Source organism: Halocatena salina, from assembly GCF_023115355.1.
Classification (GTDB): Archaea; Halobacteriota; Halobacteria; order Halobacteriales; family Haloarculaceae; genus Halocatena; species Halocatena salina.
The window spans coordinates 1946214-1971759 of sequence record NZ_CP096019.1; the positions used below are offsets into that span (position 1 = coordinate 1946214).

Annotated in this window: 26 protein-coding genes, 1 tRNA gene and 1 pseudogene; 13 read left to right on the forward strand and 15 right to left on the reverse strand. The window is 60.2% G+C overall.

Going from position 1 to position 25546, the window contains the following annotated elements:
• Positions 1-152: 152 nt before the first annotated feature.
• Together MW046_RS09920 and MW046_RS09925 are read left to right on the forward strand one after the other, a co-directional pair.
• The gene (locus MW046_RS09920) at positions 153-1583 is read left to right on the forward strand and encodes an ATP-binding protein (protein WP_247992949.1); all 1431 of its coding nucleotides are present in this window, start codon (positions 153-155) and stop codon (positions 1581-1583) included.
• Positions 1583-2404, forward strand: coding sequence for an MBL fold metallo-hydrolase (locus MW046_RS09925; protein ID WP_247992950.1), 822 nt, complete (start codon positions 1583-1585; stop codon positions 2402-2404). Before MW046_RS09920 ends, MW046_RS09925 begins: the two co-directional genes overlap by 1 nt.
• Positions 2405-2490: 86 nt before the next feature.
• Here MW046_RS09925 and MW046_RS09930 read toward each other — a convergent pair whose 3' ends face one another.
• The 3 genes from MW046_RS09930 to MW046_RS09940 all read right to left on the reverse strand — a co-directional run bounded on the left by MW046_RS09930 (position 2491) and on the right by MW046_RS09940 (position 4798).
• Positions 2491-3483, reverse strand: a complete 993-nt coding sequence (locus MW046_RS09930) for an aldo/keto reductase (protein ID WP_247992951.1) — start codon at positions 3481-3483, stop codon at positions 2491-2493.
• Between the two features lie 128 nt (positions 3484-3611).
• Positions 3612-4190, reverse strand: coding sequence for a PIN domain-containing protein (locus MW046_RS09935; RefSeq protein WP_247992952.1), 579 nt, complete (start codon positions 4188-4190; stop codon positions 3612-3614).
• Complete coding sequence (locus tag MW046_RS09940; protein WP_247992953.1) at positions 4187-4798, reverse strand: DUF7437 domain-containing protein; 612 nt, start codon at positions 4796-4798, stop codon at positions 4187-4189. The genes MW046_RS09935 and MW046_RS09940 overlap by 4 nt, the downstream gene beginning before the upstream one ends.
• A gap of 319 nt (positions 4799-5117) precedes the next feature.
• Here MW046_RS09940 and MW046_RS09945 point away from each other — a divergent pair, with 319 nt between their 5' ends.
• Positions 5118-5810: a hypothetical protein gene (locus MW046_RS09945; protein WP_247992954.1), complete on the forward strand. Its 693-nt coding sequence runs from the start codon at positions 5118-5120 to the stop codon at positions 5808-5810.
• Positions 5811-6041: 231 nt separating this feature from the next.
• On the opposite strand, the gene MW046_RS09950 is transcribed toward MW046_RS09945, so the two are convergent.
• Complete coding sequence (locus MW046_RS09950; protein ID WP_247992955.1) at positions 6042-6848, reverse strand: HD domain-containing protein; 807 nt, start codon at positions 6846-6848, stop codon at positions 6042-6044.
• A gap of 99 nt (positions 6849-6947) precedes the next feature.
• Here MW046_RS09950 and MW046_RS09955 point away from each other — a divergent pair, with 99 nt between their 5' ends.
• Complete coding sequence (locus tag MW046_RS09955) at positions 6948-7370, forward strand: DUF5789 family protein (protein WP_247992956.1); 423 nt, start codon at positions 6948-6950, stop codon at positions 7368-7370.
• A gap of 36 nt (positions 7371-7406) precedes the next feature.
• On the opposite strand, the gene MW046_RS09960 is transcribed toward MW046_RS09955, so the two are convergent.
• A complete protein-coding gene (locus tag MW046_RS09960; RefSeq protein ID WP_247992957.1) occupies positions 7407-7889 on the reverse strand; it encodes a redoxin domain-containing protein in 483 nt (160 codons plus the stop codon).
• Positions 7890-8044: 155 nt separating this feature from the next.
• Here MW046_RS09960 and MW046_RS09965 point away from each other — a divergent pair.
• The 3 genes and pseudogenes from MW046_RS09965 to hmgB all read left to right on the forward strand — a co-directional run.
• Positions 8045-8237, forward strand: a pseudogene (locus MW046_RS09965) (twin-arginine translocase TatA/TatE family subunit); the annotation flags it as partial.
• 409 nt (positions 8238-8646) lie between these two features.
• Positions 8647-8719 (forward strand) — tRNA-Arg (locus MW046_RS09970).
• A 226-nt stretch (positions 8720-8945) separates the two neighbouring features.
• On the forward strand, positions 8946-10283 hold the full coding sequence (hmgB, locus tag MW046_RS09975; protein WP_247992958.1) for a hydroxymethylglutaryl-CoA synthase: 1338 nt from the start codon (positions 8946-8948) through the stop codon (positions 10281-10283).
• 33 nt (positions 10284-10316) lie between these two features.
• Here the strand turns inward: hmgB and MW046_RS09980 are convergent, their stop codons facing one another.
• Together MW046_RS09980 and MW046_RS09985 are read right to left on the reverse strand one after the other, a co-directional pair.
• Positions 10317-11579 carry a Glu/Leu/Phe/Val family dehydrogenase gene (locus MW046_RS09980; protein WP_247992959.1) on the reverse strand — a complete coding sequence of 421 codons (1263 nt, stop codon included), beginning with the start codon at positions 11577-11579 and terminating at the stop codon, positions 10317-10319.
• Between the two features lie 76 nt (positions 11580-11655).
• Complete coding sequence (locus MW046_RS09985; RefSeq protein ID WP_247992960.1) at positions 11656-12489, reverse strand: HpcH/HpaI aldolase/citrate lyase family protein; 834 nt, start codon at positions 12487-12489, stop codon at positions 11656-11658.
• Between the two features lie 163 nt (positions 12490-12652).
• Here MW046_RS09985 and MW046_RS09990 point away from each other — a divergent pair, with 163 nt between their 5' ends.
• Complete coding sequence (locus MW046_RS09990; RefSeq protein WP_247992961.1) at positions 12653-13441, forward strand: winged helix-turn-helix transcriptional regulator; 789 nt, start codon at positions 12653-12655, stop codon at positions 13439-13441.
• Positions 13442-13451: 10 nt separating this feature from the next.
• Here the strand turns inward: MW046_RS09990 and MW046_RS09995 are convergent, their stop codons facing one another.
• Positions 13452-13670 carry a DUF7573 domain-containing protein gene (locus MW046_RS09995; RefSeq protein ID WP_247992962.1) on the reverse strand — a complete coding sequence of 73 codons (219 nt, stop codon included), beginning with the start codon at positions 13668-13670 and terminating at the stop codon, positions 13452-13454.
• Positions 13671-13745: 75 nt separating this feature from the next.
• On the opposite strand from MW046_RS09995, the gene MW046_RS10000 reads away from it, so the two are divergent.
• Positions 13746-13958, forward strand: coding sequence for a DUF8024 family protein (locus tag MW046_RS10000; RefSeq protein WP_247992963.1), 213 nt, complete (start codon positions 13746-13748; stop codon positions 13956-13958).
• A gap of 12 nt (positions 13959-13970) precedes the next feature.
• On the opposite strand, the gene MW046_RS10005 is transcribed toward MW046_RS10000, so the two are convergent.
• From MW046_RS10005 to MW046_RS10015, 3 genes are read right to left on the reverse strand one after another with little or no spacing between them, the layout of a single operon-like run.
• Complete coding sequence (locus MW046_RS10005) at positions 13971-14948, reverse strand: 5,10-methylenetetrahydromethanopterin reductase (RefSeq protein ID WP_247992964.1); 978 nt, start codon at positions 14946-14948, stop codon at positions 13971-13973.
• Positions 14945-15697 (reverse strand): coenzyme F420-0:L-glutamate ligase, encoded by a 753-nt coding sequence (locus tag MW046_RS10010; protein WP_247992965.1) that lies wholly within the window; start codon positions 15695-15697, stop codon positions 14945-14947. The genes MW046_RS10005 and MW046_RS10010 overlap by 4 nt, the downstream gene beginning before the upstream one ends.
• Before the next feature lie 51 nt (positions 15698-15748).
• A complete protein-coding gene (locus tag MW046_RS10015; protein ID WP_247992966.1) occupies positions 15749-16237 on the reverse strand; it encodes a metallophosphoesterase family protein in 489 nt (162 codons plus the stop codon).
• Positions 16238-16343: 106 nt separating this feature from the next.
• On the opposite strand from MW046_RS10015, the gene MW046_RS10020 reads away from it, so the two are divergent.
• Together MW046_RS10020 and MW046_RS10025 are read left to right on the forward strand one after the other, a co-directional pair.
• On the forward strand, positions 16344-17603 hold the full coding sequence (locus MW046_RS10020; RefSeq protein ID WP_247992967.1) for an eIF2B alpha/beta/delta subunit family protein: 1260 nt from the start codon (positions 16344-16346) through the stop codon (positions 17601-17603).
• Positions 17604-17722: 119 nt separating this feature from the next.
• Complete coding sequence (locus MW046_RS10025) at positions 17723-19486, forward strand: ArnT family glycosyltransferase (RefSeq protein ID WP_247992968.1); 1764 nt, start codon at positions 17723-17725, stop codon at positions 19484-19486.
• On the opposite strand, the gene MW046_RS10030 is transcribed toward MW046_RS10025, so the two are convergent.
• Positions 19487-20929: an MATE family efflux transporter gene (locus MW046_RS10030; protein ID WP_247992969.1), complete on the reverse strand. Its 1443-nt coding sequence runs from the start codon at positions 20927-20929 to the stop codon at positions 19487-19489.
• A gap of 324 nt (positions 20930-21253) precedes the next feature.
• Between MW046_RS10030 and ddh the strand changes: the two genes are divergently transcribed.
• Positions 21254-22171, forward strand: a complete 918-nt coding sequence (ddh, locus tag MW046_RS10035) for a D-2-hydroxyacid dehydrogenase (RefSeq protein ID WP_247992970.1) — start codon at positions 21254-21256, stop codon at positions 22169-22171.
• A 7-nt stretch (positions 22172-22178) separates the two neighbouring features.
• Here the strand turns inward: ddh and MW046_RS10040 are convergent, their stop codons facing one another.
• Complete coding sequence (locus tag MW046_RS10040; RefSeq protein WP_247992971.1) at positions 22179-22418, reverse strand: hypothetical protein; 240 nt, start codon at positions 22416-22418, stop codon at positions 22179-22181.
• A gap of 796 nt (positions 22419-23214) precedes the next feature.
• Between MW046_RS10040 and MW046_RS10045 the strand changes: the two genes are divergently transcribed.
• Positions 23215-23547 carry a BsuPI-related putative proteinase inhibitor gene (locus MW046_RS10045; RefSeq protein WP_247992972.1) on the forward strand — a complete coding sequence of 111 codons (333 nt, stop codon included), beginning with the start codon at positions 23215-23217 and terminating at the stop codon, positions 23545-23547.
• An 11-nt stretch (positions 23548-23558) separates the two neighbouring features.
• On the opposite strand, the gene MW046_RS10050 is transcribed toward MW046_RS10045, so the two are convergent.
• Positions 23559-24479 carry a DMT family transporter gene (locus MW046_RS10050; RefSeq protein ID WP_247992973.1) on the reverse strand — a complete coding sequence of 307 codons (921 nt, stop codon included), beginning with the start codon at positions 24477-24479 and terminating at the stop codon, positions 23559-23561.
• Between the two features lie 58 nt (positions 24480-24537).
• Positions 24538-25470, reverse strand: a complete 933-nt coding sequence (locus MW046_RS10055; protein WP_247992974.1) for an NAD-dependent epimerase/dehydratase family protein — start codon at positions 25468-25470, stop codon at positions 24538-24540.
• Positions 25471-25546: the final 76 nt, after the last annotated feature.

A 25546-nucleotide genomic window follows, 5' to 3' on the forward strand; every position in this document is an offset into this window, starting at 1 on the left:
TCGTCGTGTTAAAACAGCCTACTAACAACTTTCTACACCCTGTTTACGGTTCCACCGTCCCGTGGTTTATTCCTGTGTGTTCACATACCATATTTTGCGATGTAAGCACACTCCGACGGTCTTATACGCGTTCCGCGACAACTGTTTGGGGAATGACTGGCCCGGCGCTTGACGTCATAGAACTCATGCTTACCGCCCGCGTCTACAACGAGGACACCGATCGTGACCCGGGCGATCTTCCACCGTCATACCGTCGTGCGTTCTGGCGCACTGCCGCTACCGCCGATTCGGATGCCGACGCTGAGAACTCGACACCGGAAGACGCTTCGGGAGCCGGTGACCGTCGTGCTCCTGGCAGTATCCAACGACCTCTGACCGTTACCGATACTCGGATCTCCGAGGCGACGGGAATCGCTCATCCGTGGGATACCGTCTCCGAGCTGTTGTTCACCCAGCGTGAGGAGTTCACGGGGGAACTCTCCTTCAGCGACGTTGAGATGGCAGAGCAGTGGTATCTCAAACGAACCGATGCGGACCGTCTCATGACCAATCCGACGCTCGCGGGATATTTCGAGTCGGACGTCGAAAACGTCGATTACGAGGCGGCACGCTCGATGAACCGTCCGATCCACGCCGATCGGGTGTGGATCGATAGCCTGCTCGAACAGGTGTTCGACGAGGAGGACGAGGAGATGCTCGATCTCGTCGAGGTTCGTGCCCCCCAAGAGATGGAGATGACGCTCGACGACCTCGTGCTCACGACGGATCAGGAGGCCGAGATTCAGAAGATCGTGAAAGCGATCGAGCATCGCGAATATCTCGCAGAAATCGGGTTGCGAGAGATCGGGAAGCTGCTGCTCGTTGGCCCACCGGGAACCGGCAAAACGTCGGTCGCTCGGGCGCTAGCTCACGGTCTCGAGCTGCCGTTCGTAGAGGTCAAACTCTCGATGATCACGAGCCAGTATCTCGGTGAGACTGCCAAAAACGTCGACAAGGCGTTCGAGGTGGCAAAGCGACTCGCACCGTGTATCTTTTTCATGGACGAGTTCGATTTCGTGGCGAAAACGCGCTCTAGCGACGAGCACGCCGCGATCAAACGCGCCGTGAACACGCTGCTCAAATCCATCGACGAAGTCAGTCTCATCCGAGACGACGTGTTGCTCATCGGCGCGACGAACCATCCCGACCAGCTCGACGCTGCCGCGTGGCGGCGGTTCGACGAGATCGTCAACTTCCCAAAGCCCGATTCTCCGATGCGGGCGGACATTCTCCGGGTCATTACGCGGAAGATGGATATCGAGAACTTCGATCCCGTGGAACTCGCGGACAAGACTGAAGGGTTGACCGGCAGCGATCTCCGGTTGGTGCTTCGAGAAGCCGTGTTGAACGCGCTCACGGAAGAACGCACGACACTTACACAGAACGATCTCCTCACTGCCGTCGAGGGCTTCGAGGAACGTGACAACCTCAAGAATATGGACATGATCAACGGTGACGCCGACGCGCTCATCGCCGGCTCGGGTGCACCCAACGGCGGCCACGATCATGATCACGTCCACGACCACAGCTCCAACGGCGACTGATGCGAGTCACACTGCTCGGGACTGGCGACACCACGGGCACACCGACACCGGGCTGTGAGTGTGCGACGTGCCAAGCAGCCGTCGATCGGGACGTCGAGCGCACCCGGTTTTCGATCCACGTCGAGAACGAGGCGACGGGTGAGTCGCTGCTCGTGGACACGAGTCCCGACGTTCGGTATCAACTGCTCCGCGATGAGGTGGCGCTTCCGGACGCGATCGTCATCACGCATATCCATTTCGACCATTTGGACGGACTGGGCAACGCCTACCGGCTGTTCGAATCGCTCCCGGTGTACGCGGCAAACGAAACCGACCCGACCACTGGTGAGAGTGTCGCTGAAACGATCGATCGAAAGTATGACTACCTCGATCGGATCGACGTGTGTCCTCAACCGCCACTCGAACCGTTCGAGACCTGTGGGTTCACCGTGACGCTCCTGCCGGTCGAACATCCGCCGTTTCTCTGTTATGGGCTGACGATCAAGGATGAGACAGGAGCGAAGCTCTCCATCACCGGCGATACTAACTTCGCTATTCCCGATGCCACTCGGGACCAACTCGCCGATCCGGATCTGCTGCTCGCCGACGCCATCGTTCCGGCGCGGCTCTGTGAACACCATCCACTCGGGGGCCGCCACGAAAACGACGCGGGCGTTCCGCGAACCGTCGGAACCAAGCACATGACGATGGAGGGGGCGCTCTCGCTTGCCGAGGAACTGAACGCCGCCCGAACCCGTCTCGTTCACATTTCACACTTCCCGATGCCCGAAGAGGCGTTCGGTGAACACGCCGCCGTCGACGGCGAGCGGTACGTGCTCTAACCACTTTTTTGCGCTCGGGTAGCTTCGCCACCACTCGCCTGGCGAGCCGGTCACTCACCCCAACCGCACACCCCCGACACAGTGATTCACCACCGGTGGTGAACGTGTTCGCGGACGTGTTCGTCGTACGCGTCCGTGACCGCGCCGTGGGTTTGGTGCGAAAGCTCCGGATAGTCGGCGGCGTCGGCGTTCTCTTCGATGTGGGACGGCGAGGTCGATCCCGGGATCACGGTCGTGACGGCCTCGTGATCGAGGATCCACCGGAGTGTGAACTGCGCCATCGACAACTCGCTCGGAACGTGCGGACGGAGGTCCTCGACCGCTGCGATACCGGCGTCGAAGGGGACTCCGGCGAACGTTTCGCCGCCTTTCGCGCCAACCCCAGCCGCAACGCCGTCCTCGATCGCTACACGGCGATGGTCGCCTTCAGGGAAGTCGGTCGTCTCATCGAACGCGTCGGCGAGCAGCCCCGAGGCGAGTGGCACCCGAACGATGATCCCTACGTCGTGGCGTTGGGCCGCCTCGAACAGCCGTTCGCGGGGGCGCAGCCGGAGCGGGTTGAAGATGATTTGCACCGACTCGACCACGTCGTATTCGATGGCCTTCTGTGCCTGCTCGACGAGTTCGACGCTGACGCCAGCGTGGTCGATCAACCCCTCCGCGCGGAGGGCTTCGAGCGCGTCGAACACCGCGGGATCGTAGAACGCGGACGTATCCGGGCAGTGCAACTGGACGAGATCGAGGCTGTCCACCCCGAGCCGGTCGATCGATCCGGTGACGGACTCACGAAGCCCCTCGGGTGAGTGGCCACCATCAGGATCCGGTTTGGCTTTCGTCACGACATCGATCACCTCGGCGTCGTCTCGCTCTGTGAGTACCTCCCCGATGAGCCGTTCGGCGCGACCGTCGCCGTACACTTCCGCGGTGTCGATGAACGTGATTCCCGCATCGATCGCGGTGTGGATGGCGTCTCTGATCTGGGTGTCGCTCACGTCGCCCCACACCGGCCCGACGTTCCACGTTCCGAGTCCGATGGCCGTCGCGTCGATGTCCGTGCTGCCGAGTTTACGCGTCTCCATGCCGAACGGTTCGGTCGATCGACCAAAAACACTGCGAGCCGGGGCACCGCTTGCCGGTGTCGGGGTGGATAGACTCGTGTGCTCGTGTTGCCCGCTATCTGTCCGGCGGTCCACGTCGTTGATTGGGATCATTCCCGCCAGAGTCGACGAAATTCCTCGACTGCGATTCCATTATCGAGATGTGGAACACAGTACTCGACGACGATCCGATCGTCGTACCGCTCCCCAAGGAGATCCATCGCTGTCTCGCTTTGGGCTTTGTCGGTCGTGTAGATGATACACTGATCGGTCTGCTCTGTTTCGATCAGCTGTGTGGCGATCGCAAGTAAAGAGGCATCCGCTCGCGCGTCGGCTGCCGTCTGGTGGTGTTTGTCACGTTGGGTGATCAACTGCTCGGCTCGGTTCAGGACGGTTGAGACGGGACCAATGGTGAAATCCAGCGGCTCAGCGACCGTGACCCAACCATCTTCGATCGCTGTCTCGATGAACGATCCCCGCATCTCATAATCCGAATCAGTGTTTTCGGTGAGCTCCTCGTGAGCCTGCTGCGAGATCGTGAACACGATTCCCTCGGTCGCAGCGAGCTGTTTGAACGTCTCGAACTTCGACGGACCCGGTCTGTCGGGTTGTGGTCCGCCGATCCAGACGAACACACCCGTATCTGCAACGTGACCAACGCGTTCATCATCAACTTCGACCGTCGTCATTCTGCTCTGGTATCCGCTGCATCGAGTGGAATATCAAGTAATTGGGGTGTGATGTGACTCTGGTTCAGGTCGCTGAGGATACCAACGATCGCCTGAAAGATCGATTCGGTCTCAACCACTGGCAGATCGAGTTCTCGGGCCATCGATCGCAGTGTCGTTTGTCCCTTGAGTCGAGTAAGCGTGTACTCGATCGCGTCCGCTAGCGTTTCGACGCCGTGGCGATCGATGAACGTTTCTACTGTCTGGTTCTCTGCCTTTCGAGCGACTGCGACTACGAGAGCAAGATAGTACGTTCGCTCACGTGGTCCCATCGTCTGCCATGGTGACAGCGACAAGGCTTGTGGCGTCGCTTGATAACGATGTGGTCGTCCAGTCTCACTACGCGCGGCGAGCCCCTCCTCCACCAACCAACTAAGATCGTCATAGATCGTTGCGCGTGGAACCGCGGTAGAATCACAGATCTCCTGTGGGGTTAGCTCACCGTCTTCAGCAAGCAAAAGCGCCGTATAGACGCGCGCACGGTGATCCGGCTCGATCAGTGCCGCGAGCGAGCGAATCGTGGCGATCGGATTCGACCGCGTTGGGGAGGAAGTGACGTTGCCAGCCATAATCTATATTCTATAGATCTCGTATTAAGCGTTCCGACGAGCCAGCTGTTTCTCGCAGTGAATGATGTGGGATAAATAAATAACTTTATAAGTAATGGAGGTGCCAAAACGAAATGGAGGGCGCAGCCACGTGTTGCGCGCGTTCGGAAAGCGCGCCGGGTGCCGTGAACACCCGACGCTGGGTCCTCTGTGATGCAAGAACCCATGATTGGGAACGAATCAGAGACATGTAACGGTGTCGAATCGTATCAGAAATCATATCGGAAAACCAAACAGCGCCAGCGGTGTCTTCGGTGCGGGCGTCCGGTTCGGTCGCAGTATGAGCACCGTGTTGGCTGTCCACTGCTGGAGGGTCGTCGATGACCCTCCACCTTTTTTCCGCTCGGGTGAGCTTCGCTCACCCTCACGCAAAAAACGTGGGCGAAAAAAGGCCGCTCACTTCGTTCGCGGGGGGAAGGAAATGACGTTGCCGGTGTTTCAGTTCTGGGATCGACTGGGCGAGTCGGTGAACATCTCGACCCTCGATGATCGAGCGACGATCTCGAAGGCTGAGCTGTACTACGTCGTGGACGTGGGCACAGGAACGTGGTGCAAACCCTGTCGGAGCACGGGCTGTGCACACGCCACGCAGATCGAGGAGATCTTAGCAACCGCCGGACTCGGTCGGTCACAAGTGAACTACGACGACCTGCCCGGCATTGCGAACATCACGCGCTACGAGGCGACCGGGGAGCTGGTCACCACCGGGTGGTTCGGGAACGGCGGCCAGGTCCGCTACCACGAACAGCGCGACGGAACGGTCGTCCAGTCGGTGTACACGCCCGAGGACGAGCAGGATCCGACTGCGATAACCGAACAACCCGACGCGACGAGTGTGCCAGCCGCGTTGGTAGGGATGCTGGCGGAGTACTGCCACTATCGCCAGCGCGGCGATCTCGACGGATTGAGACAGCAGTATCCCGACGTGGCTCGTGTCGTGAGCGAGCCGCCAGCCGTCCACGCTGACGATTGAGTACAACAGAGTCGGTGGAGGCGGAGGCGGTCGCGGGGCGGTCGCGGTCGCGGAGCGGGGCGGGCAAGACCCGGCACCGCGAGCGCCAGCGAGCGGCTTTTTTGGTCCAGATTTTTTGCGTTCCCGCGAGCGCCAGCGAGTGGGAACCAGCGAGTCGCAGCGCGAACGAAGTGAGCGACCGGCTCGCTAGGCGAGTGGTGGCGCAGCCACCCGAGCGGAAAAAAGGTGGTTTTAGAGCTCAATCCGTTCGAGCAGATCGTCCTCACGGGTGTTCATGGCGACGATACGGATGTGCTCCTCGAGTCCCGAACCGTTCAGCTTGGATTTCAGGAGTTCGTCCACCTGATAGACGCCGGCGGCGTCGGTCATGGTGATCTCGACGAGCACCGGAAATTCATCACCTTCCAACAGCGCCACCTGCGTGATGGCCTGACTAGAGAGGGTATCGATGCCCCGGCCACCCTGTCTGTACGGCATCCGCGAGCGGCCGCGTTCCATGTCCAGCGCGTCCGCAACCCGCATCACGCCGGCCTCGGTGGTAAGCGGCTCTTCGACGGTGTGGTGACAGAGGATGGCGTGTAGGATCTCGCCTTTGATGCGAATACGCGCCTCGGTGTCGTAAAACGCCGGGAGGATGCGATCGAGTACGTCCGCAGCCAGCGGGATGGAGTAGTAGGCGTGGCTGTCGCGGTGGACGATGTGCCCGATGTCGTGCAGCACGGCCGCCAATCCGATGATCACCGGCTCGTCGGCTTCGTCGAGACCCTGCTGTCGCGCTCCATTGAACGCCACCCCGCCGGCTTTCAGAAGATCGTACAGACAGAGCGCGCGATTGCGGACGATACTGACGTGTTTCGACCCGTGGTCGTTGTACCCCTTTCGCTGGACTGGATTGACGTTTTGGGCGTCGAGATACGCGGCGATCTCCTCATCGTCGTCCACGTACTCGAGGATCGCGTTTACCCGTTCGTCGGGAAACGCGTGGTCAGCCTCCGGATCGTACGTGCGTCCGCCGTTATCCAGCAGGTCGTCTGCCATAGTAGTCTACCCGTCCGCAAAAACGAAAAGAATTCTCGTTGATACTCAGTGGCAGTTGCTGGCACCACGGTTTTGATGCTGTCGTCAGTACATGTACTGATGACCGACGACGAACGGACACCGGACCGAGAGACGTCCGACCCGGATCCGGAACGGGTGCAAGAATCCGCCGAGAATCGTCGTCGAGAGCGCGCAGAACACGCCGAACACGCGTCTCGTCAGCTGGAGGGGCGGTTTGAGGAGTTCAAATATCCCGTTTCGAGCGAGGAGCTTGCGACCGAATACGGCGACGAGACGATCGATCTCGCCAACGAGACCGAATCGTTGGGGAGCGTCTTCGACCGCCTCGCCGATGAGCAGTACGAGACACCGACGGAGGTCAGAGAAGCCGTCTATAGCGAAATCACGGGCGAAGCAGCGGGAATGGAAGAATACAACGTCGAGCGCGATATCGACGCTGTCGACGCTGTCAATCAGTACGACGAGGAAACGAACGAGAACGAGAACGAACGCCAGCGGTAACGAACGATTTTGGTTCCGATCGGCTGGCTCGAACGTCTATTCCGCCGCTCGGACGGCGTCTTCGACTTCCTCGTAGTCAGGTTCGACGCCGGGATCGTCGCTGACCCACGTGTATGTAATCTCGCCATCGGAATCGATAACGAACACGGAACGCTTTGCCACCCCGTACACACCGAGGTTATCGAAGTCCATCGACACGTCGTAGGCCTCGACGAGTTCGTCGTTGGCGTCGCTGATGAGTTCGAATTCCAAGCCCAACTCATCCCGGAAGGCGTTCTGTGCGAACGGCGAGTCGACGCTCACGCCGTACACCTCTCCACCAGCGTTCGTGAACTCTTCGAGTCGGTCGTTGAACGTAGACATCTCGTGTGAGCAGACGCTCGTAAACGCACCGGGGAAAAAGGCGAGCACGATCGGTCCGCCTTCGGCTTCAAGCGTCTCGGAAAGCGTGATCGAATCGACGTCACCGTTTGCGAGCGGTGCAGTGAAATCAGGTGCAGTATCGCCAGTTTCTGGCATCACGTCGGGCTACAACTGACAGGTGTAAATACCTCCCGTCCTAGTGTCTTGCTGTTCGGCCGTTCTCACTGTGTATACCCGCCGGTGAATCATGTGGACTGTTTAATGGACGAGCAAAAGGCCTATAGTTCGGAATTCACAACCGTGTAGTAGTGATGCCAACCAGCTTAGTACCCCTGTTCCCGGGGCTTCCTGGCGGGCCGGAGATGATCGTCATCCTGCTCATCGTAGTCTTGCTGTTCGGAGCCAACAAACTCCCCAAACTAGCGCGTTCGAGTGGTCAGGCGATGGGTGAGTTCAAAAAAGGTCGAGAGGAGATCGAGGACGAACTCCAGGAAATGCGAGGGAGCGATTCGCACAAAGACGACGACTCGTTCGACAAGGATAAAGACGAGTCGTTCAGCAACGATACCAACGACTCGTTTAGTAACGAAGGCGGGTTCGAACAGGCGAACGCACAGGGGCAACCCCAACAAGGTCAACCCCAACAAGGTCAACCCCAGCGCACCCAAAACCAGAATCAGCGCACCCAAAACCAGAACCAGCGTTCGGGCCAATCGAACGCTGGATGGGGCACCTCGACCGAAGCAGGACGAGAGCGAGATCGACGATAATCAAAATCACTACTCGCGGCCATTCCTGTCCCGATCGTTCGGGACACAGAGCGTACCGGGAACATCACGCCCGTCGTGACAGGGTCTCCCTTGAGCGTCCGCATTCGTAATCGTTTTTCACCCCCTACACGACGATTGGTTGGGGGCGTGTGGCCTAGTGGACAAGGCGAGAGGTTCCTAACCTCTCGATCGCGGGTTCGAATCCCGTCACGCCCGTGCAGCGAACGCAGTGAGCGAACCGGAACGGGATTCGAAGTAGGGAGTACGCAGGCCCGCGAGCACAGCGAACTGGAACATGTGACTGAGGTTCGAATCCCGTCACACCCGTGTAGGCGATCGCTACTAGTACCTCACACGAGTTGTCACTCCCACGATATGGAGTTCGACGATCGACGAAGTTTCTGTCGTCAAACACTTATGGTAGCCGTTCATTGGGAGGGATATGGTTAGTGTCGGGATCGACGCGATCGAAATTCACACTGGTAAGTTGTGCCTAGATCTGGCGGAAACGTTCGCTCCCGCCCACGATGAGGATCCGGATAAGTACCGAAAAGGACTCGGGTTGTATACGAGTTCGTTCCCTGATTCGTATGAGGACATCGTGACGATGGGGGCCAACGCTGCCTATCGGCTGCTCGAACGAACCGGTCACACGCCAGCGGACATCGGACGGATCGATGTGGCGACCGAAAGCGCGTTCGACAACTCGAAACCCGTCTCGACGTACATCGCGGGCTGTTTGGAACAGGTGTTCGACACCACGTTTCACCACGCCAACAAGGGGGAGCGGAAGTTCGCCTGTATCGCCGGAACCCAGAGTTTGAACGATGCGTACAACTGGATCCGTGCGGGACGCAACCGCGGCCGGTCGGCGCTCGTGATCGCCACGGACACGGCGCTGTACGCCCGGGGTGACGCGGGCGAAGCGACTCAGGGCGCCGGCGCGGTGGCGATGCTCATCAGCGAGGACCCATCGCTCGTGGAGCTAAGCCCCCAGCAGGGGTACGGCAGCGCGGACGAGACGGACTTTCTCAAGCCGAACCAACAGTTCCCGAGCGTGGACGGTAAGCGCAGCGTACAGGTGTATCTCGCCCGGATGCGAGAGGCGCTTTCCGATTATGCGTCCGTCGCTGGCCGCATGCACCCGGATGATTTCGCGTACATCCCGTTCCACACGCCGTTCCCGGGAATGGTCCGGAAGGCCGGGCTGTTGGGCTATCGCCACGTGATCCGCGATACGGACATCGAAGAGGAACTCGCCAGCGAAATCGGACGCCAGCCCCGAATGGAAGCGTTCGACGACGAGGAGGCGTATCTCGACGCCGTGAGTGAGTACACTGACAAGCTAAAAGGTACTGAGAACTACCGCGAGTGGTACGAACGCGTTATCGAGCCAACGCTCGACATCTCTCGGTACGTCGGCAACTGGTACACGGGTTCTGTCCACATCGCGCGTGCGAGCGCACTCAAACACGCGCTCGAAACGGGACGGGACCTGACCGGAAAACGCCTGCTCGTCGCCTCCTACGGCAGCGGTGCTCAGGCGGAAACCCACACGGAAACGGTCCAGCCCGGCTGGAAAGACGAGATTGCCATGCTCACCATCGACGAACAGCTCGAAGCGCGCCACGACATCACGTTCGAAGAGTACGAACACATCCACGACGTTCACAACCACGACATCAGCGCAGACGACACTGAGGAGTTCACGACGCCCAAAAACGAGTTCGTGTTCGACGGTTGGGGACGGATGGGTGAGCGACAGTACCGGTTCGTGTAACGCACTGCGTGTTCGCTGCGTCTGCCAACTCGATTACGGCCAGCTTCCGGCCTGTTCGAACGCACGGGCGACGCGTTCGAGCGCTACGACGTAGGCGGCGACCCGGAAGGTCGGGAGATCCTTTTCTTCGTAGGCCGATACGATGCTGTCGAACGATTCCGTGATGATCCGTTCGAGTTCGTCGTTAACCCGTTGTTCGGTCCAGTAAAAGCGCTGTCTGTTCTGCACCCACTCGAAGTACGAAACTGTGACACCGCCTGCATTCGTGAGGATGTCCGGGAGCACGATGACGTCGCGTTCGGCGAGTACGTCGTCGGCGTCCGGCGTGATCGGACCGTTCGCGGCTTCCGCGATGACGTCCGCTTGGACATCGGACGCGATGTCAGCATCGATGGCGTTTTCGAGTGCGGCTGGCACGAGCAAATCGACATCGAGCGTCAACAGCTCACCGTTGGTGAGCTCGTCGGTCGCCCCCTCATAGCCAGCGACACTGCCCGTTTCGTGTTTGAAATCTTTGACCGCGGTGGCGTCAAGTCCATCCGCGTTGTAGATCCCTCCGCTCGAGTCTGACACGGCGACGATGGACGCATCCAGTTCCTCAGAGAGGAGTTGTGCGGTGATCGCTCCCGCGTTGCCATAGCCCTGCACGGCGACAGTGGCGTCACTGATGTCCCGGTCGAGATACGAGAATGCTTCTCGGGCGGCGAGCATCGTCGAGCGCCCGGTCGCCTCGACGCGGCCCTCACTGCCACCGCTGTCGAGCGCCTTTCCAGTGACGACCCCCGGCTCAGTGGTTCCTTCGAGCATCTCATAACTGTCTTTGATCCAGTTCATCTCCCGTTGGCCCGTGTTGACGTCCGGAGCTGGAATGTCCTTGTCTTCCCCGATGAGCGGCCGCAACTCCGAGGCAAACGAGCGAGTAATGCGCTCTAATTCGGTCTCGGAGTACTCTTCCGGATCGATGACGATGCCGCCTTTTCCACCGCCGTAGGGAATATCGACCACCGCACACTTGTACACCATCCACCCCGACAAGGCCTTCACTTCATCTCGAGTGACGCCCGGGTGGTATCGAATCCCACCCTTGTACGGTCCTCGGTCGCCGTTGAACTGCGACCGGAAAGCTTTGAAGACTTCGAGGCTCCCATCGTCCATCTCGACCGTGAGATTCGTTTCGAGAACACGCTCTGGGTGTTTCAACCGTTTGAGAACGTCTTCGTCGATTCCGGATACGTACGCACCAGCGTCGTCCACCTGCTCTTGAAGACTCGAGAAGGGATTCGTAGATCCCGGCATGGTTCTACCTTAGCAACTCAGCCGTTAAACGTGTCGAATCAGGAGATATCCATACGTCGAACGTTCAGATCACGCGTTAGCCGCGCTGACTGTGAGGTGTACGTTCGAGAATGTTCTCGGCCCGAGCGACGAGTGGCGCGTCGATCATTTCGTCGTCGAGGCGAAAGACGCCTCCCTCGCGTTCGTCGTATGCGTCGAGCACCCGCTGCGCCCACTCGATCTGTTCGTCACTCGGGGTGAAGGCGTCGTTTATCACCGAAACTTGGTCGGGATGAATCGCCATTTTACCCGTGTAGCCCAGATCGCGGGCGGTTTCGGTCGCTGTCGCGAGTCCTTCGGTGTCGCCGATGTCGGTAAACACGGTATCGATCGCGTCGACGCCCGCTGCACTCGCTGCGAGGACCACGTGCTCGCGGGCGTACAACACCTCTGTTCCCTCGTCGGTCCGATTCGCACCGATGTCGGCCGCGAGATCTTCCGCGCCGAACGCGATCGCAGCTGTCGGCTCGGCGGCAGCTATCTCCGGGGCATTGAGGACGCCCTGTGCGGTTTCACACAGCGCGCATACGGGGACGTCGATTCCGAACTCCGAACTCGTCGCGGCGAGTTCGGTCACATCGGTTGAGGTTTCGGTTTTTGGGAGCATGAGGAGATCCAACCGAACCGAATTCTCGGCGAGTCTCGTGAGATCCTCCTTCGCGTTGCTGGTGACACGGACACACACCGCACAGTCGGGATCGAACGTCGGATCCGTCACCACGGAAGCGACCGCCTCACGACCGACGGATTTGTGCTCCGGCCCAACGGCGTCTTCGAGATCGAACACGACGATATCCGCGCCCGATTGAGGCGCTTTTCGCATCAGCTCCGGTCGATCACCCGGGGAAAACAGCACGCTTCGTCGGGGCATGCTCCTCCTATGGAAACGGACGGTCTTGAATCCACAGAGTTCATCCTGCTGGATTTTGCCACCACATACTCCTGCGTACTCTACCGATACCAACAAAGCTACAAGCCAGAAGTGTGATCACCGGATAGAGGCACCGTTAACGGTTATTATTTGGTGGATTGGAATGATTGGAACAAAATCGGTCACCGTTTCTCGAATTACAGTGATGACGCTCGTACTCCTACTCGTGTTGGGATCGAGTGGGATCGCGCTCGCGTCAATAGCGCCCGCCCAGGACGACGATACAACAGAGCGGATGGGATCGTGTACGTTGCCCACGCTCGATATCGAGCATTTCGGTCCGAAAACGGTTACCACTGATGATCGGGTTGGTTCGGTGATCGATCAGCCATCACTTCTCGTCCACGAACTCTCGGGGAATGGCAACACCGTTCCGCCGCTGTGGACGGTGTTGCTCCGGTACAGTCGGTATGACAACTCGGATCCGCTGGAAAACGATGTTCGTAGTCGGGTGTACGGCATCATCGAGCAGTCGCCGGGAACCTACATCTCGGAGGTGAGCGAACAGGTCTCTGCCTCCCGTTCAACGGTTCGGTATCACGTCCGCATCCTCGAGGACGAGGGGCTCATCGTCGGTGATGCAGACGGTGGGAAACACCGGTTCTATCCGGTCGGAAGCGACGACCCGGCGTTGGAAGCCGCCATGAACGACGACGCGACTGCCCGAGTACTCGATTCGATCGCTCGACTCGAACCGGCGGCGGTTTCGGCTCTCGCTGAGGATCTCGATCGCGCTCCGGGAACGGTCTCGTACCACCTCGATCGGCTCGCGGAGGATGATCTCATCGAGCAAGAACGGGCCGGAAACTCGGTGGTGACGAGCCTCGCCGATGGAATCAAGATCGATGCGACGCTCGGCGAGACGGAGCTTGCACCCACCAACGCCGACTGAACCGGCGTGATCACGCCCACTGTTTACACGCAATACACACCAACTGGTCGCTATCACCGTCCGCGTCGCGCCACCGCCGCTGTACGTTCTCACCACAGTCAGAACAGGCTGCTCCCTCGGGGGTCCAGTCCATAGTCAACTCGATACCCGCAACTGTCGTTTCGGCCGCTGCCTCGGCGTCATATCGTGGCTTCTCAGTTTGGAAGTCCGACAACGATCGATCCTCCATACTGACCGGTATCTCCGATCGTCAATAGCGTTGGCGGACAGACACGCACAAGTACTCCCGGGCGAACGTATCAGTATGGCACGTATCCTTCCGGAACTGCTCGAAAGCATCCCCGAGATGGTGCAAGCGTTCGCGACCATCCTGGAAGCGAGCGTTCCACAGGCGGTGTTGGTGCTCTGTGGTGCGGTCCTGATCGGCTTCTCAGTACTGATCATGGGCTATCTCACCGCAGGAGCGATCGTCTCTCCAGTGGTGTCGGCCTCGCCGCGTGGCCGTGAGTATCAGTAGTCAGTGTGTGCGTTACCTGTCGGCTTGATCGACGGCCGTCTTAGCGAGTTCGATCGCGGTGTCGAGATCCGGCCCGAGCGGAGCCGAGACGACGATGCTATCGACGTGATCGAACACGGCATTCAGTCGTCGAGTGACCGTTTCGGGCGTCCCAGCGATACAGAACGCCTCGATCATCGACCCCGTCACTGCTTCGAACGCCGTCGAAAACGCGCCCTCACTGATGGACTCACCGATCGTCGCCGCACGTTCCGCGTCGATCCCGTGGCGGTCCAGTACCGACTCGGGTGCGCCTGCCGTGATGAACGCGACGGGGGGCCGGGCAGCCTCGCGCGCCGCATCGGCGTCACGGGCGATCGACACGCTCGTGTACGCCGCGAAGTCGAACGCACCGCGGTCGGCTGGGCGGTCGTCCAATCCATGTTCGACCTGTTCGCGCGCCCACGCAACGTCGTCTGGGTGTGAACCGTTGAACAACAGTCCGTCGGCGTGTTTTGCGGCCATCCGGCACATGTGTGGTCCCTCGCCGCCGACGTACACCGGGCTTTTCTCGGCGGTGTAGTTCAACTGCGCGTCCCGCGCCCGAAACGTTCCCTCGTGGTCAACACGCTCTCCCCTCCAGAGTTGCTGTGTGACTTTGATCGTCTCTAACACCGAACGTAGTCCTCGCTGGTCCGCCAGCCCGAGATTCCGAAGCGTCGAGCGATCGCCCGCTCCAACGCCCAGGACGGCCCGGCCGTCGCTAGCTTCAGAGAGAGTTCCCATCGTAGAAGCGAGCCTGACCGGATGGATCTCATAGGGATTCATTACGCCCGGTCCCAGTCGGATCGTCTCGGTTTCATTAGCGAGTCGTGTGAGAACGACGAACGGATCGCGGTTGTTGTAGTGACAACTCGTAAACACAGTGTCGAAGCCAACCCGTTCGGCAGCGGTGCCCAATTCGACGACGCGATCGACGGGATGTTCGGGTGTGAGTTCGATCCCGATCATCCTCGGTACTCCCATTCTTCGAGTGCTTGCCTGACGAGATCACCGTCGTACGCCCGAAACAGTTGGTTGCTGCCACCGTGGTCGCCGAACTCGAAGTCACGAATCACGACGGCGGGCGTGCCACCGTCGCCTTCACCGCTCAGGAGGTTCGCCGCCGCCGCGAGTTCGTCGACGATCGCCTCAACGGTCACTTCGAGTTCGTGGCCGTCCCGGTCGTGCTCACCGCGCCAGTCGCGGCTGGCTGGCAGTCCTGCCCATCCGATCGCCACACCGCGCTGGCCATGCCGGAACGGTCGCCCACACGTGTCGGTGACGATGACCGGCGCGCCGAGCGTTGACGAAAGCGCCTCGGCGTTCGCGCTCGGATCGGACGGAAGCAACACCAGATCCGCATCGGGCACGTTCGAGCGATCGATCCCGGCGTTGACAGTGATGTGGCCGAACGGCGTTCGTGTGAGCAAAAACGGCGCGCTCAACAGGAGATCTGTGGACTCATCCAGTACGACCTGTGCGAACCGAGGGTCTTTCTCCTCGTCAGTCAGGGCTGCGATCCGCTCAGCGATCTCGATGGCCCGAGGCCCGGCCGTCACGTCCTTGAGATCGACTGTGCGCCCGTTAGCCTTCGAAACGACGGTGCTCGCAACGCAGATAACGTCGTCGGCCCGTACGTCGACGCGTTCGTCGATCATCACCCCGAGATCGTCACCGGCTCGAACCTCCGGGAGATCGGGCACCGCAAACACGTTCATGTCACGCCGAACGGACGGCGCGGGTATAAACGGACGCGATACCGGAGCTTCTCACCCCTCCTGAACCGTTACTTTTACCGCTCCATCGTCCACGTCGGCGACAAGCATCGACGGTTTCGACGCCGGTGAAGCTCCCGTTGCGCTCCCCGGATTCAACAGCCGCACACCTTCGACGGTCGTGTCCATGAGCTGATGGGTGTGGCCACACACGCCGACCGTCGGTCCGTCTGCGTGTTCCGTCACTGTCGTGGCGACCCGCGTTTCGTACTCCTCGATCGATCCAGTTCCGTGAGTAACGACGAATCGGACTCCACCGAGATCGACAGTCTCGACCGCCGGGAGATCGAGGCGTCGGTCCATGTTCCCGCCGACTGCGGTCAACGAATCAGTCAACTCCTCGATCGAGCCGAACGCGTCGGGTGAGTCGAAATCACCCGCGTGGATGGTGTGGTCGGCCCGTTCGATCTCCTCACCCACCCAGTCCGGAAGCCTTCGCGCGCGTGAAGGGATGTGTGTATCGCTGAGGATTGCAACACGCATGCGTGCGAAACATCCACCTGTGCACATAAATCCCCCGGCCACGGCTCATTCGCGCCTGTCGGTGGTCGTGAGGTGTGTTGATAGGTTCCGGGAGCGAACGATGTGTATGGACAACACCCACGTCGTGACGTGTTTCCTCCGGTACCGTGCGTCGATACTGTTGCTCCGGCGCAGCGATACCGTCGGTTCGTATTCGGGTCTATGGGGCGGCGTGTCGGGGTACGCCGAGGGAATGCCCTCCAAGCAAGCCCACAATGAGATCGACGAAGAAACCGGTCTCACGTCTGCCCGGCTCGTGCGGTCTGGGGAGCCGCTATCGGTCGTTGATGACCGCTACGACACCGAGTGGATCGTTCATCCGTATCTGTTCGACTGTGACAGTCCGACTGTCGATCCGAACGAAGAGATCGCCGAGTACGAGTGGGTGTCTCCCGTCGAGATCCACCGCCGTGAGACGGTACCCGGTCTCTGGACGGCTTACGAACGAGTGGCTCCGACGGTCGACACCATCGCTACGGACGACAAACACGGCGCGGAGTACCTCTCGCTGCGTGCGCTCGAACTACTCCGGGATACGGCCAGTGCTAAAGCGTACGGGACCACCGATAGATCGCTTCCCGCGCTCGCGCGTCAGTTGCAAACGGCGCGTCCGAACATGTCGGTCGTCGCCAACCGCATCAACCGGGCAATGTACGACGCCAGCGAGGATGGATCGGTGTTGGCCGCCGCTGAACACGCAATCGATCGAGCACGTTCCGCACGCGAGCGGGTCGCGGCGGCCGGCGTCGATCAGCTGCCCGAAGAGCCAACTGTCCTCACGCTTTCCCGGTCTGGCACTGTCCGGCGGACGCTCGAACGACTCGGGCCGGATCTGACCGTCTATGTCGCTGTGTCACGTCCCGGTGGCGAAGGGATCACGACCGCGGAATCGCTCTCGACGACGGCCGATGTGACACTCTTTCCCGATGGAGCGATCGCCCACACGCTTTCGACCGTGGGCGTGGATGCCGTACTTCTCGGCGCGGACACCGTACTGGCTGATGGCCGCGTCGTGAACAAGGTCGGAACGCGCACAGCTGCGATTGCCACCGCATACGAGCGAATCCCGGCGTACGTCGTGACGACCGAAGATAAGATCCATCCCGAGCAGCAACGGGCTGATCCACCACTGGATCAGCCCACCGATCCGGGAGACAACGAAGCGACCGTCTACGACGGAACCGCGGATGCCGACGTGTGTGCGCCCACCTTCGACGTAACACCTGCCGACCTGCTCACAGTCGTCACCGAGAACGGCCCACAATCGGTGGCCGACATCGAACACACCGCAACGCGTCACCGCGAGTACACTACTTGGGACAAGTAGATCCACATTACAGTTTCATAATTTCATAGTTACAGGAAATAACTAACTCTCCTACAGTGAATTATCGAACACACATCCGTTCCGAAACTTGTTTTATACAGTATGGGTAAACCGGCTGTATGCTTCGGTCCTTCAGGGAGTTACCGGTCCGGGCGAAACGCCAATTCGTCCGTGACCTCCGGGTGGATCCGTATCTCCGTTACATACTGGTAGTATCGGTTTTTCTCACCGGGTTTTGGTTTTGGCACCGAATTCCCAACTTTGCTACACGGGACGAACGTGCCCGCGTCTTGGACGTGCTCGTCGCCTACGGCACGGTGTTCTCCGATCCGAGTATCGACTCGTTCAGGACGGGCATCGAATGGGGTCGACCGTACGGCGCGACGTTCTACCTCTATGCCATCGTACTGTTTCCGGTCGTACTGCTCACGGTCCTTTTCGGCACATCCGACGTGGTCCTCGCGTTCGACAGTCCCACTGCAACGTTCGGTTACTGGCCGGTATGGAACACGGTTCCCGAATGGTTCTGGATGGTGTGTTTGTCACTCGTTCGGCTCACATCAGTGGTGTTCGCCGTCGGTTCGGTGTATCTCACCTACCGGATTGGGACGCTTCTCCGCGATCGAATGTCTGGTCGGCTGGCTGCGACGATGCTGACGATCACGTTCGGCTTTCTCGTCGTGGCTCACGAAGGTGGCGAGGACGTTCCTTCGTTGTTTTTCATATTACTCACGTTGTATCTCGCGCTCAGATACATCGACACCGGCGACGAAGCGGTGTATCTGGCCGGGTGTGTGGTCGGCGGCATCGCCATCGCGTTCAAGTTCACGGCAGCTCCGCTCGTCGTCCTGCTCGGTCTGGCGTTTTTCCTGCGTGCACGTCACGTCGAAGACCGATGGGCTACACTCGTCCGTCCGAAAACGATCGTGGCCGGTGCCGGGCTGGGTGCGGTAACGATCGTTCTCGGCTTTCCATCCGTGTTCGTCTCAGGATTCGATCCACTCATCGAACGAATCACACAAGGAATGGGGCGATCGGAGCAGTCCCACGGACCGACTGCACCGATCTGGTGGTGGTATCTTCGGAGCTACGCCAACGGACTCGGACTCCCGCTGTCGATTGCCAGCGTTCTCGGCGTTCTCGGGAGTGTTTTGCGGCTGCGCGATCGATCGATCGAAACCAGCGGTGTATTACTGTTGTTGGGAGGCATCGGTTCGTATCTGGTGCTCTTTTCCTCGTGGCAGAACTTCCGCGTGCACCATCTCCTCCCGACGTTTCCAATGCTGGCGATTCTGGTGGGGGTGACGGTATCGCGTCTGTTCGCTCGATCCCAGCGGCTCGCCCGTCCCATCCTCGCCGTCCTCCTCGTGACGGGCGGCGCGTACGCCGTTGTCGGGGATCTGGGCTACGCTACCCAGCCGATGGACGACGCGACGACGTGGCTTGATCGGAACGCCTCCGAGAACGCATCGATGGAGGTGTATCGGGCTGACATGCACGATATCGCAGTGCCCCACGGTATGACGGTCCACCACCCCAACGCTCGCGCCCAGAACAATGATGACAACGCTGATGCGCGGTGTCCGGAGTATCTTCAACTCGGCTACAGGGATCTCTACTTCCTCAATCCGGAGACCCCCGGCCGTACCAACCCCTCTCGGGCGGCGTACATCCGTTCACTGCTCAATGGATCACGAAACTACGAGATCGCCGCGGAGTTCGGACGACGACCGGACGACTACGCAGCCAATCCTTCGTCACCCGGATCGGTTCGGGATGCCCTTTGGGTCGGCCTCGTTCCACGGGTTCCACAGTACGGCGACGAGCAGGATCTCGGTCCCGATCAGTTCACGGTCGTTCTCCATCGGACCGGTCCGTGCTGATCAATCGCTGCTAGGGCTGGCTGACGGCCGGTGTGAGCGGCTGATCTCTTTCCACTTGCCTGCCGAAAACCGATAGTAGTTGACGACCGCGGGCACGAACATCTCCGTGATGAGGGCGAGACCGAGACCGAGTAACCCAAGCGGCGTGACCGCTCCCACGTACGCCAGCGGGATGGCGATCGTGTAGCCGAGTACCTGCCCGTAAAACGGCCAGCGCGTGTCTCCACTCGCCCGCAGCGGTCCCGTCGCCGTCCGCGAAAGGCCACGGAACACGATTCCGATGCATGTAGCGTAGATCAACCACACTGCAACCGGAAGCGACGGATCGGTGGGACTGCCGACGAACACGGTTGCGATCGGTTCGGCGAAGACGAGTACGATCGCCGAGGAAACCACATACACCGCGGTTCCAAACTGCATCACGTCGTATCCGTACGCTTCGGCCGTCTGTTCGTCGCCCTGTCCGAGCTGTTGGCCCACGAGACTGCTCGAAGCGAGGCTGAATCCCCATCCGGGGGTGTTCATCAAGTCTCGAACCCGCTGGGCGACGACGAAGGCCGCGACGACTGTGGTCCCGAACATCCCGACGATCGCCATCAGCGGGAATTCGCCCAACCGCCACGCGAGGTTCTTCCCGACCATCGGCGATCCGATTTTCACTAGCTGTCGCACCGTTGGGCCATCGTAGTAGGAGCTCCGGGGTGAAACGCTCACGGGCAGCTCGCCAATGCCTGGAAGGTATCCCACCACCAGTCCCGTCGTGAACGTCGCCGTGACGACGATGTTCGCCAGCACCGTGCCGATCGCTGCACCGGTTACACCGAGACTGAGACCGAAGATCAACACCGCATTGGTCCCGATGTTCAACACTGCCCCGCCTGCTCGGATGACCATCGGTGTCCACGCGTCGTCGGCACCGACGAGCGTGCGGCTTCCGATGAGGTTCAGTCCGGCGAACGGCACGCCGAGGGCGACGACCTGCAAGTACTCCGCACCCAGCGCGATCGTTGCCGGATCGTTGCTCAATAACCCGATGAACGTCTCGGCAAACGTCCAAAAGACGATTGCGACTGGGATCGTGAGCGCGAGTACGATCGTAACGCTGGATCGAACGGCCTGCCCGATCCCCGACGACGCGTCAGCGCCGTATCGCTGGGAGACGAGCGCGATCGTTCCGCTGGCGACACCACCACCCAGCGCGAACGCGATCCCCCAGTACGGTGACGCGAATCCGACACCAGCGATCCCCGCCGTCCCGACGGCAATGCCGACCATCGCCACGTCGACCGCGTTTTTCGACATCCGAGCCACGCCAGTAACGATACGTGGCCACGCCAACTCCGTCGTGCGCCGTGCTCTACCACGCTCGATCACGCCCGCACGAACGAGTGCGAGACCTACCCAGTACACCACGAGTCGAATCGGATTCGGAATACGTCCCACAGAAACCAGTTGGTGCTACAACAGTCAGCCCAAAAACGCTTCTGCAACCGGAACCTACAGCCAGAGAACGTCTCACAAGCTATCTGAATGGTAATTACTGATGGTCTCGGTGTGGAAGTATCTCCGTGGATCGGACAGAACCAACGAGGTCTTTTGGTACCGGGTGTTCTACTCCGTCACGGTGGTGATGACGAGGCGTTACCCCCGCTGAGCCCCTTGTGATGAGGGTTTCGAAACGACCGAGCCACCATTTCTCAACTGTGATCCCGGTCCGGGAGCGTCGGCTCCGGCGGTGTTTTGTACGCGCGCACTGACTGATCACCTATGCAGATCGGCGTTCACGACTCCATCGCGTTCAGCTTCGACCCCGAACGGATCGCCGGATTTCTCGAATCGCACGGCCACCAGTGTGCGGTGCTCGAAGCGGGCAGCTCAGTCGAAGAATACGACTGTGTCGTCACGTTCGGCCACGAAGATGTATTGCTCGATGCGCCGTGGGTGCACTGCATCCGCGCCGGTGTCGATGCGTTTCCGTTCGAACGATACGCCGAGACGGGAACGGCGCTCACCAACAGCCCGGGGATTCACGCCACGACCATCGGGGAGACGGTGCTGGGGATGCTGCTGTCGTTCGCCCGCCGACTCCACCGGTATCGGGATCGCCAACACGCAAACAGCTGGGAAGTCGAGCCGTACGACGCGACGTTCACGGTGCAAGACGAGACGGTCTGTGTGGTGGGACTCGGTACGCTTGGCGAGGGCGTGGCACTCCGGGCCGACGCGCTCGGGATGACGGTTCGTGGCGTCCGCCGAGAGCCCAAACCCGTGCCGGGAGTTGATGAGCTGTTCCGTCCGGACGAACTCCACGACGCGGTGGCTGGCGCTCGGTTCGTGGTGCTGTGTGTGCCGTTGACCGAGGATACTGAGGCGATGATCGACGCTGACGTGTTCGCGGCGATGGATGATGACGCGTATCTCATCAACGTCGCTCGGGGTGGGGTTGTCGCGGAGGACGCGTTGCTCGACGCGCTCGATGGGAACGAGATCGCCGGCGCGGGTCTCGACGCCCACGCCGAGGAGCCACTTCCGGCCGACTCGCCGCTGTGGGAGTACGACGACGTGATCGTCACGCCCCACGTCGGCGCACTGTCGAACACGTATCACGAATCTGTCGGGAAGCTGGTGGTTGCCAACGCCGAGCGCCTCGAAAACGGCGAGTCGCTGTCGGATCGGGTGGTGTGATCGGTCGCTACTGTAACCCGATCTCGATGTCGTCCGCCACGTCCCGCATGATCGCGTCGCACAACGGACAGTCGGGCACCGCGACGGCCGACTCATCGCCCGTCTCCACGCCGATCAGGAGCGATGACTCACAGTCACACGCCGGACACGAGTCCGCCCGACGCCAACCGTACAGCAGGATGGCTTGCTCGATGCCGTCGTTGATATCAGCGATACCTTCAAGGTCGTTTGGATCAGAATCGAACATGGTCTCGATTGCGTTACGGAGACCACAGTCGGGTGGTAGTGGCACCCGGCACCCACACAATCCGTGTGGGTACTTTCAGCGTGTGCGGCCTCCGATCTGATTCTTGCTCCGTTATGGTATAAAACTCTAGGCTATTGGTTGAATCGTGTCGCTGGGTTGGCTTGTCTGGAGTTTCGAGAGCGGCGGCTCTCGGTTGGGTGTGGCGGCAGAACTGATACGTTTGGTCGGATGGGTGTGGATGTGACTGGTTGGGTTAGATTTAGATGCCTTGGTGGGTGGCGCAGCTGAACAGTCGGTATACTAGCAGTAGACGGTGACAGTGATCCGCTTCAATGCCTTGGTGGCTGCTGGCACAGTTGAAAGAAACGTATCCAATGCGCCGAGGAACAACTATCCATGAGTTGCAATGCCTTCGTCGCCGCTGGCACAGTTGAAAGTCATGGGCGAGATTCGGAGCTGATCGAGCAAGTCGTTGCAATGCCTTCGTCGCCGCTAGCACAGTTGAAAGACGACAACAATATTGACAATATCGCAACCCTCCATGCGTTGCAATGCCTTCGTCGCCGCTGGCACAGTTGAAAGAGGACAATGTCTCGATCTACCTCGAGGACGATATCGTTGCAATGCCTTCGTCGCTGCTGGCACAGTTGAAAGGAACGATATCGTGGCTGTCGCGGAGATCCTGGCCCAAGTTGCAATGCCTTCGTCGCCGCTGGCACAGTTGAAAGGAATTCCCACGACCCTGTCGGGGTTAGGTACCCATCGAATTATTTGTGTGGAGAAAAATATAGCTCCCATGCTCGACGGACAGCTCACAGTCGACGCCGACCAGCCGGTTCAGTTCACCTTCACGGTACGGAACGGGGGCGACGAGCCGGTCACGCTCGAATTTAGCGATGCTTGCAAGGCTGATTTCGTCGTATCGGACGACGCCACACAACAAGAACGCTGGCGGTGGAGCGAGGGGCGGATGTTCGCCCAAGTCCTCAGCGATCTCACCCTGACGCCGGGCGATACCGAAACGTTCGAAGCCGCGTGGGACGATCCCGCCCCCGGCACCTACACCGCTCGCGCGGAACTGACTTCAGACGAATCGTGTGCGGCGGCAGCCTCGTTTTCGATCCCATAAGCTCATGATGCTCACCGCGCGCTGCTGACGACGGAGATCCCCAGCGCCATCACGATGCCGCCGATCACGAACAGCGGGCTGACTGCCTCGCCCAGAAAGACGACGCCGAACGCGACGCCGACGACCGGCTGGGCAAAGAAAAATACCGCAACCGTGCCGGCGTCGACGTACTCCAACCCTTTGTACCAGAGATACCACGCGAGAGCCGTGCTGAAAACGCCGAGATACACCACCGCTCCGAGTACTGTCGGCTGTTCCAGAACCCCGACCGGATCGATCGAGACTGACGCCAGCTCGATCGGCACCAAAACAGTCATCAAGGGCACTGCGAGGATCGTCGAATAGGTCGCCGTCTCCAGTGCGGAGTACCGACGCACCAGCGGCTTGCCGTACACCGTGTACGCCGCCCAGCCGAGGCTTGCAAGCAACAACAGCCCGATCCCGTGGAGTTGCCCACCGGCGACGCTGACACCGTACCGATCACCGACGACGATCACCGTGCCGACCGTTGCGAGAGCCATCCCGAACAGCTTCTGACGAGTCAGCGACTCATCGAGAAGACTCACTGCCAGTACCAACGTGAAAACCGGGGTCAACACTGTCAACAGCGCACCTTGGCTCGCGGTCGTGAGTGCCGTACCGAGAAACTGTGTTGCCATCGTCACTGCGACCCAAACGGCGAGCACTCCGAACCGATACCATTCCACCCGGCTGAACGACCGTTGGGGCTTCGTGAGCCGAACGAGCACGAACAGCGTTGCCGCGCCGAGAACGACGCGGACGAACGCCAGCGTCAACGGCGGAATCGCCCCGAATCCCCATTTGCTGACGACGTACATCCCACCCCACAGCGCGGCTGCGAGCAGCGGGGCGAGGAGATAGCGCTTGGTGTTCGTCTCACTCCGAACATGCTGCGTCGAGCGATCACCCATTACTGAAACCGAAGTTTTCGAACACCCTCAGATACAGGATTCGTATTGCTCGGCGGTTTCACTCCTGTCGATCGATCAACTGCCGAGCGACCTTCCGAACGGATTCATCGCTCGATAGTTCGTTCTCCCAGCCCAGATTGAGCAGTTCATCGATCGGAAGCAACACGGTCGACACGTCGCCCTCCCAGCCGCGCTCGCCACCGGTGTACTCGTAGTCAGGATCGAGACCCATCTCCTCGCTCACGATGTCCGCGATGCGGTCGACCGATGTTGTCGACTGCGTTGCGAGGTTGAACGTGTTGACCGGCTCGTCGGTGTGTTCGACTACGTGGCACATCGCGTCGACGCACTCGGTGACGTGCATGTAGGATTTCGTCTGTTTGCCGTTCCCGAGGATGGTGAGCGTCTCTGGATCTTCAGTCAGCTTCTCGACAAAATCGGGCACGACGCCAGCACCGAACCGGGGACCGACGATGTTGGCAAACCGGAACGTCCAGACGGTGAAATCGTGGGTGTGGCCGTACACCGAGAGCAGTGCCTCTTCACCGAGTTTGGTCGCGCCGTAGACGCTGATCGGTTCGAGCGGACCGTACGTTTCGGGTGTCGGCTCGCCCGCTTCTCCGTACACCGTACACGAGGAGGTAAACGCGACGTTCGAGACGCCGACTTCCTGCATCCGTTCGAGGATGGTGTGGGTCATCCGGCTGTTGGTCTCGAACTGTTCGCGTGGCTCGTCGGTGTCGACGTATTTGTCGGCGGCTGCGAGATGAAACACCGCGTCGACATCGGGGGTGATGACGTCAGCGACGACCGCCGGATCGGTCAGATCGCCCTCCATGAACGTCGCGGCGTCGGGCACTGATTCGCTAACGCCGTTTGATAGGTCATCGACCACGAGCACGTCGTTGTCGTCGGCGAGCCGTTCGGCAAGCACCGAGCCGATCAGTCCTGCGCCACCAGTGACGACGAGGCGCTTTCCGCTGAGATCCATACCGGGTGTGGTAGCGATCACAGTAAGTGTATTCCGATACGTAGCAGCTCTGTTCGAACAGCCGATACGATTACGG

Excerpts from the sequence above, each read along its gene's own strand:
- MW046_RS09920 (WP_247992949.1), top strand. The coding sequence starts at position 153 with ATGACTGGCCCGGCGCTTGACGTCATAGAACTCATGCTTACCGCCCGC.
- MW046_RS09925 (WP_247992950.1), top strand. The coding sequence starts at position 1,583 with ATGCGAGTCACACTGCTCGGGACTGGCGACACCACGGGCACACCGACA.
- MW046_RS09930 (WP_247992951.1), bottom strand. The coding sequence starts at position 3,483 with ATGGAGACGCGTAAACTCGGCAGCACGGACATCGACGCGACGGCCATC.
- MW046_RS09935 (WP_247992952.1), bottom strand. The coding sequence starts at position 4,190 with ATGACGACGGTCGAAGTTGATGATGAACGCGTTGGTCACGTTGCAGAT.
- MW046_RS09940 (WP_247992953.1), bottom strand. The coding sequence starts at position 4,798 with ATGGCTGGCAACGTCACTTCCTCCCCAACGCGGTCGAATCCGATCGCC.
- MW046_RS09945 (WP_247992954.1), top strand. The coding sequence starts at position 5,118 with ATGAGCACCGTGTTGGCTGTCCACTGCTGGAGGGTCGTCGATGACCCT.
- MW046_RS09950 (WP_247992955.1), bottom strand. The coding sequence starts at position 6,848 with ATGGCAGACGACCTGCTGGATAACGGCGGACGCACGTACGATCCGGAG.
- MW046_RS09955 (WP_247992956.1), top strand. The coding sequence starts at position 6,948 with ATGACCGACGACGAACGGACACCGGACCGAGAGACGTCCGACCCGGAT.
- MW046_RS09960 (WP_247992957.1), bottom strand. The coding sequence starts at position 7,889 with ATGCCAGAAACTGGCGATACTGCACCTGATTTCACTGCACCGCTCGCA.
- hmgB (WP_247992958.1), top strand. The coding sequence starts at position 8,946 with ATGGTTAGTGTCGGGATCGACGCGATCGAAATTCACACTGGTAAGTTG.
- MW046_RS09980 (WP_247992959.1), bottom strand. The coding sequence starts at position 11,579 with ATGCCGGGATCTACGAATCCCTTCTCGAGTCTTCAAGAGCAGGTGGAC.
- MW046_RS09985 (WP_247992960.1), bottom strand. The coding sequence starts at position 12,489 with ATGCCCCGACGAAGCGTGCTGTTTTCCCCGGGTGATCGACCGGAGCTG.
- MW046_RS09990 (WP_247992961.1), top strand. The coding sequence starts at position 12,653 with ATGATTGGAACAAAATCGGTCACCGTTTCTCGAATTACAGTGATGACG.
- MW046_RS09995 (WP_247992962.1), bottom strand. The coding sequence starts at position 13,670 with ATGGAGGATCGATCGTTGTCGGACTTCCAAACTGAGAAGCCACGATAT.
- MW046_RS10000 (WP_247992963.1), top strand. The coding sequence starts at position 13,746 with ATGGCACGTATCCTTCCGGAACTGCTCGAAAGCATCCCCGAGATGGTG.
- MW046_RS10005 (WP_247992964.1), bottom strand. The coding sequence starts at position 14,948 with ATGATCGGGATCGAACTCACACCCGAACATCCCGTCGATCGCGTCGTC.
- MW046_RS10010 (WP_247992965.1), bottom strand. The coding sequence starts at position 15,697 with ATGAACGTGTTTGCGGTGCCCGATCTCCCGGAGGTTCGAGCCGGTGAC.
- MW046_RS10015 (WP_247992966.1), bottom strand. The coding sequence starts at position 16,237 with ATGCGTGTTGCAATCCTCAGCGATACACACATCCCTTCACGCGCGCGA.
- MW046_RS10020 (WP_247992967.1), top strand. The coding sequence starts at position 16,344 with ATGGACAACACCCACGTCGTGACGTGTTTCCTCCGGTACCGTGCGTCG.
- MW046_RS10025 (WP_247992968.1), top strand. The coding sequence starts at position 17,723 with ATGCTTCGGTCCTTCAGGGAGTTACCGGTCCGGGCGAAACGCCAATTC.
- ddh (WP_247992970.1), top strand. The coding sequence starts at position 21,254 with ATGCAGATCGGCGTTCACGACTCCATCGCGTTCAGCTTCGACCCCGAA.
- MW046_RS10040 (WP_247992971.1), bottom strand. The coding sequence starts at position 22,418 with ATGTTCGATTCTGATCCAAACGACCTTGAAGGTATCGCTGATATCAAC.
- MW046_RS10045 (WP_247992972.1), top strand. The coding sequence starts at position 23,215 with ATGCTCGACGGACAGCTCACAGTCGACGCCGACCAGCCGGTTCAGTTC.
- MW046_RS10050 (WP_247992973.1), bottom strand. The coding sequence starts at position 24,479 with ATGGGTGATCGCTCGACGCAGCATGTTCGGAGTGAGACGAACACCAAG.
- MW046_RS10055 (WP_247992974.1), bottom strand. The coding sequence starts at position 25,470 with ATGGATCTCAGCGGAAAGCGCCTCGTCGTCACTGGTGGCGCAGGACTG.